Below are 15,051 nucleotides of genomic sequence, written 5' to 3' on the forward strand. Positions count from 1 at the left end.
CTGTTTTTTTTCATCGAGGTTTGAACTATCTAGTAGCATTGAAACTAACAAGAAGGGGAACTAGAGTATCTAAGAAGGATATCATTTTTTCTGAAAGGTTAAGATCCTAAGGATAAAGGGTCATTAAATAGAATCAGGGGTGCATACAAATTTATCCTAGCGGGCCAAATGGAGTTAAGTCTGATTATTTTGATAATCAGACTTAAGGGGTTTATATCAAAGATTCCCGCTGATATTACAAAAATCAAATCTTATTATTGATTCAAAACTTCAATAAATTAAGATCTGATATGACCTTCACCAAAGACAACCCATTTATAACTTGTTAAAGCGTCTAAAGACATAGGTCCGCGAGCGTGCAATTTTTGCGTACTAATTCCTATTTCAGCGCCCATTCCAAATTGTCCACCATCAGTAAATGCCGTCGAAGCATTGACATAAACAGCAGCAACATCAATATGTTCTAGAAAATAACTAATAGTGGCTTGATCTTCGGCAATAATCGCTTCGCTATGACCTGAACTGTAATCAATAATATGATTAACTGCCTCCTCTACTGACGCAACTGTTTTTATTGCCATTTTATAGGATAAAAATTCCCGACCAAAATCATCAGCTGTCGCTTTGTGGAGTAATTTTTCAGGATAAAAAGATTTAATTGCCTGATAACTCAACTTATCTGCAAAAATTTCAACCTGTTTGTTACTAAGTGATTTTACTATTAATGGTAAATCAACCAATCGATCTTTATGAATAACCAATATATCGAGAGCATTGCAAACACTAACTCTTCTTGTTTTTGCATTATCAATGATTAAACGACCTTTCTCTATATCGCCACTCTGATCGAAATAAATATGGACAATACCAGCACCTGTTTCAATAAAAGGTATTCTTGCATTTTCACGTACAAAATTTATTAATGACTGACTTCCCCTTGGAATACAAACATCCACGAAGTCATTGGCTTTCAAAAGAATATGAGTCGCTTCTCGCTCTAAGGGTAATAAATAAACAAGTGCTTCATTGAGACCATGATCATGCAGGACTTGGTGTATCAATGAAACTAAAAATAGATTAGTATGATAGGCTTCTTTTCCACCTTTCAAAACACACGCATTACCTGTTTTAAAGCATAAAGCAAAAGCATCGATGGTTACATTAGGTCGTGATTCATAAATAATAGCAACAACCCCTAATGGAACAGAAACTTTTTGAATGACTAAGCCATTAGGAAGTTTTTTTTGATCCAAAATCTTTGTCATTGAATGGGGTAAAGAAGCTACTGTTGCAATGTCAGCAGCCATCGTTTCAATTCGTTCTTTAGATAAGAGCAAGCGATCGTACTTAGGATCTTCTTCACGAATCAATTCCAAGTCTTTTTTATTTTCATCAATTATTTTATTGACAGAATTTCGTAATCGATGAGCAAGCTCTAATAATATTTTGTTCTGTTTTTCTTCACCAATAAATCTTAAGCTATAACTGGCTTTTTTAGTTGCATTAAGCTGGTTAGTGATTTCTTCAATCATGAAAATACCTTAAAAAATATGTAAATGATCATAATGAATAAATTCCGGTTTTGATGAGTGACCTAAATATTCATTTAATTTAATCGCATCGTACTTTGCAAGGCCAATCCCTATTTTTTCATTATCTGGAGTCAGTATTTCTATAAGATCGCCTCGCTTAAACTCGCCACTAAATTTTTCTATCCCAACGGGTAAGATACTTATAATTCGCTTGTTTTCTTTTATAATTTTTACTAAACAGGAATTTATAGTAATTGATCCTGTCTTTTTTTCACTATAAGCAATCCATCTTTTTATATTAGATCTTTTCTTAGTGGGAAGAATGGTTGTTCCCAAAGCTTCATCATTGAGAATGCGCATAATTACTGAAGAATGATTGATACTGGCTATGTGAGTTGTTATGCCAAGATTTGACATTTTTCGGGCTGTTCCAAGTTTGCTAATCATTCCCCCTCGGCCATGAAGACTTTTTATAGCAGAAACTTCAGGCCAAGTACTTTTGGGATCAATAGTTGAAATTAATTCGGAGCCCGTTTCATTAGGATGCTTTGTATAAACACCTTCAACATTACTCAAAATAATTAGTTTATCAGCGTTTATCATTGCGGCTATAAGGCCTGATAACTCATCGTTATCAGTAAACATTAGCTCTTCAATAGCTACGCTATCATTCTCATTGATAATAGGGACAATCTTCTTATTGCCTAGAATTTCATGAAGTAATCTTGAAATATTCAAATAGTGCTGCCTTGTTTGAAAATCTTGTTTCGTAAGCAACAGTTGAGATGCAAGCATGTTATGCTCTTTTAACATCGATGCGTAAACATGCATCAGTTCATATTGGCCCAATGACGCTAGAACTTGTTTTTCTCCTATCGAACTCCCATACTGACGGCCAAGAAATTGGCTTGCGACTTTTCGACCTGAAGCAACCGCACCTGAGCTTACTAATACAACTTGATGGCTAGCTTTTTGTAGCGCAACAATCTGTTCAACTAAATGGAGCATGATAGGTTCAAATGGCGTTCCATCACTTGATAAAATGCTTTGAGTTCCGACTTTAATGACAATTTTCATTTTTTACTCATTTTAAATAAATCTTTTTTTTATTAGGTACTTTGGAAGTAACTGTAGTCACCTAAGGTGTTTCAAATTTATCATAAGTTATATTCATTGCAATCCTTGAAGGAATTGTTCTCTTCCATTTGTATCCATGCTTGGCGTAATTCGAAAAATCATGCTGATGATGTAATTATGGAGATATCAATTCAATCCTTTAATACAAATACTTAACCATATAGACCATATTCCAAATATATCCCTCTGGTTTGAGATTAAATAAAGGCTGAAATCCTTGCTTTTCATAAAAATGATAGGTTTTAAGATAATTTTCATCTGATTCTTGGGGGGATAATGTCTCAACTGTCATCGTCGATGCTTTTTGCTTTTTGGCATACCTGGTTGCATTATTTATAAGCATTGAGCCTATATTTTTGCCCTGCCATTGAGAAAATACTGCCATCCAATAAATCGAACTGGTATTGGGATATGGGAAATCAAGACTAAGAAGTCCTACATACTTATCATCAGTTTTCGCAGCAAAGTTAATATGCGAGTAGACTCCTTCAATATAGTGTTCATTGCATTCTGGTAAACCAAAGTATTCAGGTAAATCTTTTGTAATTTGCTCACATAAAGTTGCAGCTTGCTCCGGTAGTATTTGCTCAATGTTTATGCTCATAAATGTTTTCTTTATTGGATTGACTTTGAACGTGCATTCACTGTGTAAAGAACTTATATTATATTTCTTATTGTATTTTAAAAAAGTTTACTTGGAAATGACCAACAAAATAAAAACATCTCTTTGGACCAGTTTAAGCGCACGTCTACAATTGATTAAGTCAACAGAAGGTGCACATTTTAATTGGTTATTTCTTCCTGGTGGACCGGGTTTAGGATCAGAATCACTAGGTATGTTAACTCAAATTTTAAAACTACCTGGAACACTTTGGCATCTTGATCTTCCAGGAGACGGATCGAATAAAACATCGAATGATGAGGAGTATTTTTCGCATTGGTCTGATGCGCTATATGAAGTGGTTAGTACATTAGATAATGTCATTTTAGTAGCACATTCAACTGGTGGAATGTATGTATTGGCAACACCAAATCTTGAAAAAAAAATTGTTGGGTTGGTTTTAATGGACTCCGCCCCTGATGCAGCGTGGCAAAAGGAATTCATGGAGTATGTTCAAACGCAATCAATAAGCCAAGCCCAAGAATTACAAGAACAATATGCTAAAAAACCAAGTAACTCCCTTTTAAAGCAAGTAACAATTGCGGCAGCTCCTTATTCATTTACAAAAAAAGGTTTGCAAAAAGGAATATCGCTTTTAGAAACACTGCCATTTAATTATAAGACGTGTGAGTGGTCTGGAAAATATTTTGATTCAACGTACAAGGCAAAATGGGTGCCCCAAAAGATTCCTACATTAATACTTGCTGGAGAGCACGATCGAATTATTCCCTTAAAATTTTTCATGAATTCAAGAAAATTTATCCGGAAAAATATTATTTTTCATGCTATTAAAGATGCTGGGCATTTTCCCTGGATTGAAAATCCGAAACAAATTGTCCATGTCTTTAATGAATATTTTCAGTTTCTTCAAAAGACAACTTAGATTAATCAGTAGGCAGATTATTGGAGTTAGGATTTTATGGGGCATAACTAATGCAAAATGATGCAACCATTTTTTTCCAATTCAACTAACCAGTTTGGATATTTCAAATATTTATTACACCTTAAATCTAATTTTTCTAATTGCTTCAGCTTAAGTAAACTCATAGGAAGTTCTTTCAAGTTATTATTTCTTAAGTCCAAATAAAGGAGATCAGATAAGCTGCCAATCTCATCAGCAAGTGAATTTAAATGATTATTACGGAAGTTTAGAATCTTAAGTGATTTTAATAAACCCAGTCTGTCGGGAATTTTTTCAATCTGATTATCAGAACAATCAAGAATTCTTAATTCTGATAAATTGCCCATTTCATCAGGAAGCCTTCTAATCTGGTTTTTCATACAATGCAGTTCTCTCAGTTGATTACACTGCCCTATCGAATAAGGGATCTCGCCAATTAAATTATGATAAACTCGAAGCTCAATGAGACTCTCCAAGCAGCCAATATTTTCAGGTAATTGTGTTATTTTATTACCCGAAAAATTTAAATAGTTTAATTGATTTAACTTGGTAACCACTTCTGGAATCGCTGAAAACCTATTATCTGCCATATATAAGTACTTGGATAATGGAATTTGATATAAGCTTTCGGGCAAGGCAGATAATTTATTCCCATTCATATCTAAAATATGTAAATTTTCCAGACGTTCAATTTCTTTGGGTATGAAGGTGATCTCATTTGCTGATGCATTTAAATGCCGCAATGATTTTATTGACCATAGCTCGGCAGGCAGCTCTTTCAATCGGTTGTTATAAAAACTGATACATTCTAAAAAGTCGAAGTTAGCTAAGCCATTAGGAAAATATTCCAAATCCAGATTATCTAAGTTTAAGTTTTTATTAAAAATATTATTTCTTAGCATTGCCTCGCCTGAGTCAAATATTTCCTTAAAATATAGCTGGTATAACCCATAAAATTATCTGGCAATGTGGCTATCACTTGGTAACCCAGTTTCTCATAAAACCCTTTTGCTTGGAATTCCGCGGTATCAAGTTGGATCATTTTGCAATTGTTTCCCTTTGCAAAATCATCGAGTGTCATAAAGAGTTCTCGACCTAGTCCTTTACGGCGCTGTTTTTCGTGGATCCAGACGGTAAATACTCTACATAACGTACCAAATACATCTCCTTTAATACCCCCAAGAATTTCAGAGGTATCGTTTTTTGCGTAGATAATAAAAGGTTTTGCTTCATAACCGCCGATGATCGACTCATTAAATTTTTTTAAATTTCCATAAATGATTTTAGAAATAACTTCATTTTCTTTAAAATCAGTAATAATGTTTACTGGATCACTCATTATCTCTCCCACTCGCTAACTCCAGGGTCTACATTGATGTTGTAACGCCATAAGTACTTAATCATATTACTTAAATTTCCAAATCTTGGCCTGATTTTTTGAATTAGTCCATAGTTTTTCAAAAAGGCCGCGGTAATTTAATGTGAGTTTAAGATTGATAATTGCACAATTGTTGGGTTAATTATTGTACAACTCCGGGCGTAATTTATGCGTTAAAATTGAAAATGAGGATATGACAGTGAGTAGATACAAATTCGAAAGTTTGGTCAAAGCACAAAAAAGATTGGGTTGGATAGCAGGTGAGACGAACAAATATGGTATAGATGGTTTTACTCGGGATGATCTTAAACAGCTGCTCGAATCCACATCAGAAGACGATCTCGCACCAGAAGCGGATGGATTAACTCAAACTATGCCTGGGAGCCGCAAATCTACTGAAATTAGCGTAATAACCAATAGTATGTTTAAGTCTCCTGTAGAAAAAGTCTATAAAACAGGCTCCACTGCTTCCCCTGCAATTAATCCCTCAAATTAGGAACACTTTTAATAGGTATTAGAGTAATCTAATACCTTGATTTCGTGAGCCATTCTGAAACCTTCCTCACAAAGTAAATCGGTTTGCTCTAAACGGTAATGGGTCGGTGATTAAGTCCCCTTCTGTTACCATTTCCGCGAGCAAACGTCCCGTAACTGGCCCGAGAGTCAAACCGTGATGTGCATGTCCGAATGCGAACCATAGCCCTTTATGTCGAGGCGCTTGTCCGATAATTGGAAGCATATCGGGTGTACAGGGTCTGCATCCCATCCAGGGATATTCATCAAGTCGTGTGGTAATTGGAAAAAGCGTGCGTGCAATAGGCTCTACCAGATCAAGCTGTACTGGGGTTTTCTGTGAATCAAGCCGTGCAAATTCCGCCCCGGTAGTAAGCCGAATTCCGCGAGTCATTGGAGCCAACAGGAATCCATTCTCAACATCGAGTACTGGGTGATTGAGTTGTGTGTTTTGTCTTATACCATAATGCATATGATACCCACGTTTCACTGCTAGCGGAAAGTGATATCCTAGTTGAGAGCATAAAATATCTGACCAAGGTCCTAACGCAACCACGGCAGAATCCGCCTTGATCTGGCCCTGCTCCGTTTTGACTGTCCATTGATTGGATAAAGAGAATGCATCTCCGAAAAAAAAGCGACCCCCAAGATGTTCAAAATAATTGGCATAGGCGGCAACCAGTGCTCCGGGATCACTTACCGTTTCAGAATCGACATATTGAAGAGCCCCCAGTAATGATTTATCCAGATCGGGCTCCATTTGACTTAATGAATTCGGGTCAAGAGCTTCAAACTGAATGCCGTACTCAGTTTTACACTTTTCAGCAAATCGTGTTTCAATATCTTGCTTTTTTGCGGTTCGGAATACTTTGAGCCATCCGCCGGAACGAAATAAGTGTTTTACTCCTGCAGCCTCGGCTAGAAAATGATGTTCCGTTATACTGTGTTGAATCAAATTTGCATAGGAACGAGCAATCTCTGCATGACGTAATGAATGAGAATTAACCCAGTATTTCCATAGAAACGGCGCAAGCCTCAAAATTGCTTTTGGGTGATATCTGACATCAGGAGAGCTATTTAAAGCATATTTAATTAAAGAGAAAATATCTCTTGGAAATGCATAAGGATACACCCCTTCACGCTGAATTAACCCTGCATTGCCATATGAGGTTTCACTTCCTGGGGACTTCGCATCGACTAATGCTACTGACCGCCCTCGCCTTTGCAAATGAATTGCAACGGATACTCCAATAATTCCCCCTCCAAGGACAACAACATCAAATTTCATAAAGCATCCACTCCGTTTACTCAAAGAATTTAGGATCAGTCCCTTATTATTGTGTTTATTAGACGAGCTTACAACCCATTAAAAACGTGGTGCAGCAGCATATTTCAGTTTATCGCATGGCATATTTATGAAAGCACTATCCCTAGATAGGTTAAGTAAAAAATTCCATTAAAAAACAGAGCCTTAATCTTAATTCCATCTACTGAAATATTGAACCTTAGCCATGCCGAAGCAATGTAAGTTACTAGAATACCGGTGAGTACAATTCTAGATGGCGCCCAAGGTGTTAAAAGTATTCCTAATGCAGGAAGTAAAGTGCCCTGAAAGACCATTGCACCGGTGATATTGCCAAAACCAAGAGTATCTTGACCTTTTCTTACCCATATCACGCTATTCACTTTTTCGGGTAATTCTGTTGCAATGGGAATGATTAGTAGGGATAAGAGCAACACAGGTATACCGATAAAGTTTGCAGCTCCTTGTACTCCATGAATGAATCCCTTTGCACTAAATACCAATAGGATTAAACCCAAAATTAATTGGATTAAAATTGTTTTGAGATTGTTTTTTAAGCCCAGTTTGGTTATCAATAAAGGTTCATTTGTTATTACTGCATGGCCGTTTTCTACCAAAGCTTTAGAAGCACTGAACGTTAGCAGTATATAAAGAAAATATAGAAAAATAAGTATGATGCAAAATAAAATACGGATAGAGTGATTTGGCTCTAAGGGGAGAAACATTGCTAAAGCAGCAAGTGTGAATGCCATTAAGAAAAAATTCATATCCCGTTTAAAGCCGGTAATTTCTGGAGTGATCCATCCATTAATCCCTCGCTTTTTAATTACTGAAGAAGCCATAATAAAGGTTGACAAAGTGGATAACATTAAGGGAGCGCCTAAAATTGCTCCTACACTAATTTCTTCATTAACTTGTCGATCGGCGGTTCCAGCAATTATTGCCAAGATTGGTACCGTAGTTTCTGGAAGTGCGGTAGATACAGCTGCGAATATTGAGCCCGTGACACCGGCTGAAATATCCAATCTTTCACCAAAATGCTCTAGCGCATTAGAAAATAATTGTGCTGAGATTAAGATAAGAATCAACATTACTAAGAGTTCAAGCCACATGTACATATTTGTCCCTCATAACTACAGCCTTTAAATGATTATCCATAAAATGACCAAACGATTTCTTTAAATATAAATTGAATGATCGAACAAATTCTAGTGCTCTGTATAATTTAAAACGACTAAAATACAAGGCCCTTCAGCGATGATATTGATTTTATGCTGTTTGCAGTTCTGAATGGCTGAGTTGCTCTCTGCTCCGGGTTGCATCCAAATATTCTTAACTCCTTTTTTAATCGCTTCTTCAACGATTTTTTCAGTAACAGCAGGCGGGGTTATAATAGAAATACTTTCAATATCATTTGGCAATTCACTTACTGAATGTATTACCTTTATTCCTTCAATTGAATCTTCTTTAGGGTTTACAGGATAAACTTTTTTACCATTCGCCATATAACATCGCAAAACTTTATTTCCATATTTTTCTCGATTCGATGATGCGCCAATTACAGCAAAAGCTTTTGATTGGAAAAATGTTTCAATTTGATGATTTATCATGCTATTTGCGTTTAAGTGATTTGTTATTTATTTAGTTTAGCAATGAATAGGGATTCATGATAATTTTTTGCATTTTTTATTGTTATCAATTTGATAATCGTAACATCTTACCAAGCTCAATATCTCGTGGATCACGTTCATGACGATCAGGATCATCAAAAGGTATATTGACATACTGATAATGAAGATAAAAATTTAAGGCTTCTGGCGAGGATTGGATGTGTAGCTGGAGAACTCCTGTATTTTTTAACCACTTTTCAATGATATTCAAAAAATACCCGCCTAAACCTTTATTACGACATGCTTCATCAATAACAAAAATTCTAAGTGCTGCTCTTTGATTTGGCCATAATTGAATATGGGCATAGCCAACCCGCTCCGCTCCTTGGTAAAGAATAAAATGTATATGGTCTTTATGCTCGAACGTCCATGTATAGGGATCTGAAATGGGTACTTTATCAAAGAAATACTTTTGCCGAAAAGTACGTGCCGATTGCCATTCGCGGTTTGTTAAGGCTTTGACAATACGAAGTTTGGTAAAACCAGTTTTAACATCAATATTGGAAATAAACTCCTCTTTCCCCAGGCAATAGGAATTAATATCATTAGGAAACTGTTTTGCCAAAGCTATTTTCAGGGTGGCATAAGCATCGCGATCATGGGGATGAGATCTCATCCAATCACGGAAATACAAATGCCTTTCAATTTCCGAGTTTCCCTTTTCAAAAACATGAACATTGTGAGTTCTTTTGGTTGCCCCTTTTTGAAAATAACGACGAAAAGGAATGCCATACTCACCCATTGTTGCATATCCAATTTTTTCCATAGATTCTAATGCTTTATCTACCAGTAAAATATTCTCAACAACAGGAAGAATATCAATAATAGGTTTTGCACTTAATCCTGGTACCGAAGTAGAACCAATATGGTGGATTTCAATGCAATTTGCACCTAGTGCTTGCTTTATTTGATGAGCCTCAGCTATAAACAGCTCAGGCCATAGAGGGTCATAAGGAAGAACTTCAACTGTTTTTTTCATGATTTTCTACTAATTATCAAAACGTATGTTTAACGAAAGCATTTTTATTTATCTAAATCCATTTTCTCGACAGCTTTCGTAAACATCAAGTTCTCTAGTGTGACTGCCGTAGCAGATTATAGTCAGGTTTATTAATTACATAGTGCTTGCTTGTAATGTGCCAAAGTGTTCTGTAAGTGATTCATCTTCTAAGTACTCAGATAATGCAGCATATTCTGGCTGTTTCGCAAGTTGCAACATTTCCTTCATATTAAATACTTGCTTCTTTATCCCCTCTGCAATAATGGTCGTGCATCCAGTTTTTGCCAAGTGCAATAAGATAGATGAAGGTGTAACTACATCGCTGCTTTTATAGGTGCGGGGTAGTTCGGGATTAATACGATGCATTAAGTTTTCTACTTCTTCACCTCGAGCAAATTTTTCAAGATCATCGGTAGCATAAAAAATGAATTCTGGAGCTACATCTTTTAGTACCATAACTTCCATTTCATTTATTTTTGAAGCAGTAGCTGACTCTGAAAGTTCATCCGTTGTTTCTCGAATAAAGGCTGGTATGCTAATTTTTACATTAGGATTTACAGAAGAATAAAGATAATTTTTTGAATTATTCGCCCCTTTTTTAGCAAACTCAATGGCTTTGTCAGCGCTGACTGTTCCACCAAATCCACCGAATGCTGTATTGAATGCTATATAAGATTTTAAATTATCTGTAGGGAAATCTTCTCTACCACCAAAACCTTCTTTGCCAACTACCTCCGGGGCTTCCCCATGAATTCGATGCCATACTACACCAGTTGCGGGTACATCAATCTCTGTTAATAATTTGTAATCGCTATAAATTGAAGGCGTGCTAAAAGCTGATTTTTTTCCAAATCCGAAAAATGAAATATTTCTAAACATAATGTTATATCACTATTTTTTATTAAACCTCCTGGAAAAGATTCCTCAGTGCGTCCCATTCTAAACGAAATTTATTAAGGGCTGATTAAATTGCAACCAAAGAGATAATATTTGGCGCGTAAGTAAGGGTTCAAGACATGTATAGAGGGGAGTCGAAGTACAAAAAAACTGACACGTTGCATTCTTAATTGATGTGTAAATTGTTCATTTTCTCAATGATGCAAAATTTTTATAATCCAATTTTTTAATTTAATATAGTGTGAGCCTTCCCAATAAATTTTTTTACAGGCTTGACACTGCATAAAAGTTGAATAGTATTTTTTTGCTAATTTAGGAACATCCTTAATAATTTTTGATTGATCAACTTTTTTTAGTAACCCATTACACGTGAGACAACGAGTAAATGGTTTGCACTGGTTGCTTAACTGGAATCGCATTAAAACCTCTTCCACTTGTTTTTCTGGATTGGTATTGTGCATCCAGTGACCATGGGTGATGCTTTTATTTTTCAAAATACCTATATCCCGTGTTAACACAATTCGGTGTTCTTTTTTACTCCGCTGGATTATGATTTCATCAGTTAAATTGTTTTCATAAACCACATCAAATCCAAGTAAACGCAAATAACGAGCAAGTTTTCCAAGATGCACATCGAGAATAAAGCGAGACGTTCTTAAAGCCTGTGGTCGAAGTCGAATCAATTCACTCACATCAAAGGTTTCGAAAACCGGATATACGGAAATATAATCCTGGTCTTGAACCAAGTAGTTAAAATCAACGGATTTTCCATTAACTAAGATTACTTCAATTTCAGTATGTGGAACCCCAAGAGATTCGATTAAGTCCTTAATTGAAGTTTTTTGAGCTACGCTATGAACAAAGCACACTTTGCGCCTCTCTGGAGGAATAAAATCATTTAACTCTTCATAAAACCGTAACTGTAAGGAGATCATGTTTTGGTTAAATTGCTCGCTTCGTTTTAATTTATGGCATAAAAGTTAGAAAAAGAAAATTAGGACAACATATGTTGTTAATGGCAAAACATGTAATACGGGAAAAAAGAATGAAAAACTGAAGTAATCCTTGTCTTATACATCAAATAAATTAATTTCTTTATGCAACAAAATATTATAGAACATCGGAGCCATTCATAAGACGCTTCTTAAAGGATTCCCTATTTCCAGAGATTGATGTATAATTAATCAATAAGTTCTTATTTAATTCTAATATGTTAAATAAAGATGAATAATTATATAAAATGCTCATGTTGATAACACTTATTATGTTATCATTTTATACTTAAGCATATAGATAACGAGAAGTATTTATTATGTCTCAAGCTAAATTTATGTCCCGAGCTCAATTTAACACTGTGGATAACAGCAGCGATGGAAACTGCCTGTATTATGCTTATGGTATATCGCTGATGTATTATTTGCGTAAAAATGGAAATAGAGAAACAGCGGATAAAATATTTACCAGGCTGGGATTAGGTTCCGTGAACCAATTTTTTTAATTACTTGAAAAGTAGGCAGTTTTTATAGTGAAATTCGATTGCGATCGTTAACAACACTAATGGAACTGCCTACATGTATAATAATATATCAGAACGAGTCTGGGATACAATTTATTCTTTTCTGCAAGGAGTAAAAGGATTGCACATTAAGAATAATGAGAAGACAAGATGCTTTGTGGAAGGAGTCTGGTATGTATTACGTACAGGCTGTCAATGGCGCCTGCTCCCGCCCTATTACGGACATTGGCGTAAAATTCACAAGCGATATAAAATGTGGTCAGATCGCGGCATTTGGACTGGCTTAATGTCTTCAGTTAGCGATGTTGATGATCAAGCCGTCATGATTGATGCCACCATAGTGCGCGCGCATGCGTGTGCATCTGGTTACGACAAGGAAGGGAATGATGCTCAGGCATTGGGGCGCAGTAAAGGAGGTTTTACCACTAAAATTCACGCTTTGGTGGATGGACTGGGGAATCCGATTAAGTTTATCCTGACCGGGGGACATCGAAACGATATTACTCAAGCAGCAGAGCTATTGAAGGAGCAGCGTGACACGATAGTTCTTGCAGATAAAGGATATGATTCACAGGCACTTGTTGACACACTGGAGAGTCAAGGCTGTATTGCAACCATTCCGTCAAAAAAGAATGCGAAGAACCCAAGAAAAATCGATAAAGAGCAGTACAAAGAGCGGTTTTTAGTTGAAGCTTTTTTCTCCAAAATCAAACACTTTCGGCGTGTTTTTTCTCGTTTTGATAAAACAACGACCGCTTTTTCCGGGTTCTTACATTTGGCCGGAGCGCTTATATGGATGCGCTAGAAAATTGGTTCACGGAACCTAGGTGCTGAAGAAAAAGCAAAACTTTTTTATTTATTGGAAAGTGAAAAAAATAAGCCTTTTACATCCGCTCATATAAAAAGAATAATTGAGCCCATACTTGGCCCTGCATTAAGGCAATTTGCTGCAAATTCGACTTTGCGAAATTTTGAAGATAATCCAAAAGGTTCATCGTTATTTGCTGCAACTAATTATGCGATGATCTATCTCTTCAAAAAAATGCTTGAGCAAAACAACCATCCTTCTGCTTATTTGCTGTTTCAATCAAATAATTTTGATGATGAAGATTATACAGAGGCAGAAATATTTACGGTCAAAAATGTGGGTGTAGATGAAAACGATGAAGTAGAAAAAGGCCTGGATGAAGTAGAAAAAGGCCTGGATGAAGTAGAAAAAGGCCTGGATGAAGTAGAAAAAGGCCTGGATGAAGTAGAAAAAGGCCTGGATGAAGTAGAAAAAGATCTGGAAGCGGAAAAAAGACCAAGTAAGAAAAAGCAACCACATATGTGTGATGAAATGGAGCGTTTTATGGTCGAAAACTACGGAACTATTATTGAGGTCTTTAATGCATGGCTTTCTGGGAATCCACGACCTGAAAATTTTGATGAATTTGGAACATATATCCGTCTTGCAAAACAACATCTAGAAGAGGTGATAGGTGAGATGACTGTGGCGTTCTTTACGCAAAATGGCTCAAGAAATCTTCATGCCTATATTGACCATTTAAATACTAATTACAGGTGGGGAACAGAAGAAACCCTTTTCTTAATGCACTGTAGTCTTCAACACGAGGTACGAGTGCCTATTGATGAAGTAGGTCGTGTGGAAATTCGCTATGATACCCCTATAACCTTAAAGGTTTATCACGATGGCCAACCTCCTGAGAATGACGAAAACGTGGATGAGACCCCTGATATGATTTTAAATAATTCAGCTAACGTCCATTGGCTATCTTTAATTGATTCTAATTTTCACTCAATAAAAAGTGAGCGCATTTTAAGAAATGATCTCTTAGATATAGTAGGATTTAACGCTTATTTACAACAGCTATTTGAAGAAGCCCAAGATCTGGAACAGAAAGATAAACCATTAAGTGACGAATTATACACACTTCATAAAAAGTTGAAGATAGAGAAAGAAAATTATCTTGCCAAAGACTCTCAGATTACAAGAGAAACGTTTGCAGAATCATGTAAAGCCATACTATCAGACGCAAATACCACAGTAGAGTTGCAAAAACAGAGCGGCGCGAAAGACGTAATTAGTTCATTACTTAATTGCCTTTATCTCCTTTGTACATTAGATTTTAGCAACTTGCTTGCAGGAAACTGGAATGTGGTGAATCCATTATCAATTGATACAACGTATCATCAAGTAGGCCTAATGAAAACAGTGCTTAATAATTTAAGAGATAGTGAAGTTCCTGATGATCATCAAATGAAGTTGCAGTAGTTAATCAAATTGCTTCAGATTTTCGCGCTTACAGCAGGTCTAGGAATCATGCCAATAAAATCGGCATGATCTAAAATACTATTTTTATATCAGCTATTACTTAATTGTCTGCAAATGCCCTATCTTCTAAAAAGATAGCTTATTTAGAATATTCTGGTGGCTTTGCAAGCTGCCTCATTTCTTCAATATCAAATGATTTGTTCTTGATACCACAACATCAAGTTTTTACTAAATGAAATAAGATCGCTGCAGATGTACACAAAAAAAT

Annotated in this window: 16 protein-coding genes; 5 read left to right on the plus strand and 11 right to left on the minus strand. The window is 35.9% G+C overall.

Annotation, left to right across the window (positions count from 1 at the left end; all coding sequences use genetic code 11):
- Positions 1–278 precede the first annotated feature (278 nt).
- From FOLKNPGA_RS09370 to FOLKNPGA_RS09380, 3 genes are all read right to left on the minus strand, one after another.
- Positions 279–1,532 (minus strand): glutamate-5-semialdehyde dehydrogenase, encoded by a 1,254-nt coding sequence (locus FOLKNPGA_RS09370; RefSeq protein WP_182349666.1) that lies wholly within the window; start codon positions 1,530–1,532, stop codon positions 279–281.
- A gap of 9 nt (positions 1,533–1,541) precedes the next feature.
- Complete coding sequence (proB, locus tag FOLKNPGA_RS09375) at positions 1,542–2,609, minus strand: glutamate 5-kinase (protein ID WP_182349667.1); 1,068 nt, start codon at positions 2,607–2,609, stop codon at positions 1,542–1,544.
- 199 nt (positions 2,610–2,808) lie between these two features.
- Positions 2,809–3,273, minus strand: coding sequence for a GNAT family N-acetyltransferase (locus tag FOLKNPGA_RS09380; protein WP_182349668.1), 465 nt, complete (start codon positions 3,271–3,273; stop codon positions 2,809–2,811).
- Between the two features lie 97 nt (positions 3,274–3,370).
- Here FOLKNPGA_RS09380 and FOLKNPGA_RS09385 point away from each other — a divergent pair, with 97 nt between their 5' ends.
- Positions 3,371–4,213: an alpha/beta fold hydrolase gene (locus tag FOLKNPGA_RS09385; protein WP_255465946.1), complete on the plus strand. Its 843-nt coding sequence runs from the start codon at positions 3,371–3,373 to the stop codon at positions 4,211–4,213.
- A 47-nt stretch (positions 4,214–4,260) separates the two neighbouring features.
- Here the strand turns inward: FOLKNPGA_RS09385 and FOLKNPGA_RS09390 are convergent, their stop codons facing one another.
- The gene (locus tag FOLKNPGA_RS09390) at positions 4,261–5,133 is read right to left on the minus strand and encodes a leucine-rich repeat domain-containing protein (protein ID WP_182349669.1); all 873 of its coding nucleotides are present in this window, start codon (positions 5,131–5,133) and stop codon (positions 4,261–4,263) included.
- Positions 5,127–5,570, minus strand: coding sequence for an N-acetyltransferase (locus tag FOLKNPGA_RS09395; protein ID WP_182349670.1), 444 nt, complete (start codon positions 5,568–5,570; stop codon positions 5,127–5,129). The genes FOLKNPGA_RS09390 and FOLKNPGA_RS09395 overlap by 7 nt, the downstream gene beginning before the upstream one ends.
- Before the next feature lie 238 nt (positions 5,571–5,808).
- Between FOLKNPGA_RS09395 and FOLKNPGA_RS09400 the strand changes: the two genes are divergently transcribed.
- Positions 5,809–6,105, plus strand: coding sequence for a hypothetical protein (locus FOLKNPGA_RS09400; RefSeq protein WP_182349671.1), 297 nt, complete (start codon positions 5,809–5,811; stop codon positions 6,103–6,105).
- A 66-nt stretch (positions 6,106–6,171) separates the two neighbouring features.
- Here FOLKNPGA_RS09400 and FOLKNPGA_RS09405 read toward each other — a convergent pair whose 3' ends face one another.
- The 6 genes from FOLKNPGA_RS09405 to FOLKNPGA_RS09430 all read right to left on the minus strand — a co-directional run bounded on the left by FOLKNPGA_RS09405 (position 6,172) and on the right by FOLKNPGA_RS09430 (position 11,927).
- Positions 6,172–7,410, minus strand: a complete 1,239-nt coding sequence (locus tag FOLKNPGA_RS09405) for an FAD-binding oxidoreductase (RefSeq protein ID WP_182349672.1) — start codon at positions 7,408–7,410, stop codon at positions 6,172–6,174.
- A gap of 125 nt (positions 7,411–7,535) precedes the next feature.
- Complete coding sequence (locus tag FOLKNPGA_RS09410; protein ID WP_182349673.1) at positions 7,536–8,537, minus strand: sodium:calcium antiporter; 1,002 nt, start codon at positions 8,535–8,537, stop codon at positions 7,536–7,538.
- A 96-nt stretch (positions 8,538–8,633) separates the two neighbouring features.
- Positions 8,634–9,035: a CoA-binding protein gene (locus FOLKNPGA_RS09415; protein ID WP_182349674.1), complete on the minus strand. Its 402-nt coding sequence runs from the start codon at positions 9,033–9,035 to the stop codon at positions 8,634–8,636.
- 85 nt (positions 9,036–9,120) lie between these two features.
- Positions 9,121–10,074, minus strand: coding sequence for a bifunctional GrpB family protein/GNAT family N-acetyltransferase (locus FOLKNPGA_RS09420; protein ID WP_182349675.1), 954 nt, complete (start codon positions 10,072–10,074; stop codon positions 9,121–9,123).
- A gap of 135 nt (positions 10,075–10,209) precedes the next feature.
- A complete protein-coding gene (locus FOLKNPGA_RS09425) occupies positions 10,210–10,974 on the minus strand; it encodes a hypothetical protein (RefSeq protein ID WP_182349676.1) in 765 nt (254 codons plus the stop codon).
- A gap of 212 nt (positions 10,975–11,186) precedes the next feature.
- Entirely contained in the window at positions 11,187–11,927 is a 741-nt protein-coding gene (locus FOLKNPGA_RS09430) for a Mut7-C RNAse domain-containing protein (RefSeq protein ID WP_182349677.1), read from the minus strand.
- Between the two features lie 377 nt (positions 11,928–12,304).
- On the opposite strand from FOLKNPGA_RS09430, the gene FOLKNPGA_RS09435 reads away from it, so the two are divergent.
- The 3 genes from FOLKNPGA_RS09435 (at position 12,305) to FOLKNPGA_RS09445 (ending at position 14,783) form a co-directional block, all read left to right on the plus strand.
- Complete coding sequence (locus tag FOLKNPGA_RS09435) at positions 12,305–12,490, plus strand: hypothetical protein (protein WP_182349678.1); 186 nt, start codon at positions 12,305–12,307, stop codon at positions 12,488–12,490.
- A 73-nt stretch (positions 12,491–12,563) separates the two neighbouring features.
- Positions 12,564–13,313 (plus strand): IS5 family transposase, encoded by a 750-nt coding sequence (locus tag FOLKNPGA_RS09440; RefSeq protein ID WP_058441825.1) that lies wholly within the window; start codon positions 12,564–12,566, stop codon positions 13,311–13,313.
- Between the two features lie 54 nt (positions 13,314–13,367).
- Positions 13,368–14,783: a hypothetical protein gene (locus tag FOLKNPGA_RS09445; protein WP_182349679.1), complete on the plus strand. Its 1,416-nt coding sequence runs from the start codon at positions 13,368–13,370 to the stop codon at positions 14,781–14,783.
- Positions 14,784–15,051: the final 268 nt, after the last annotated feature.

The organism is Legionella sp. PC1000, from assembly GCF_014109805.1.
Lineage (GTDB): Bacteria > Pseudomonadota > Gammaproteobacteria > Legionellales > Legionellaceae > Legionella > Legionella resiliens.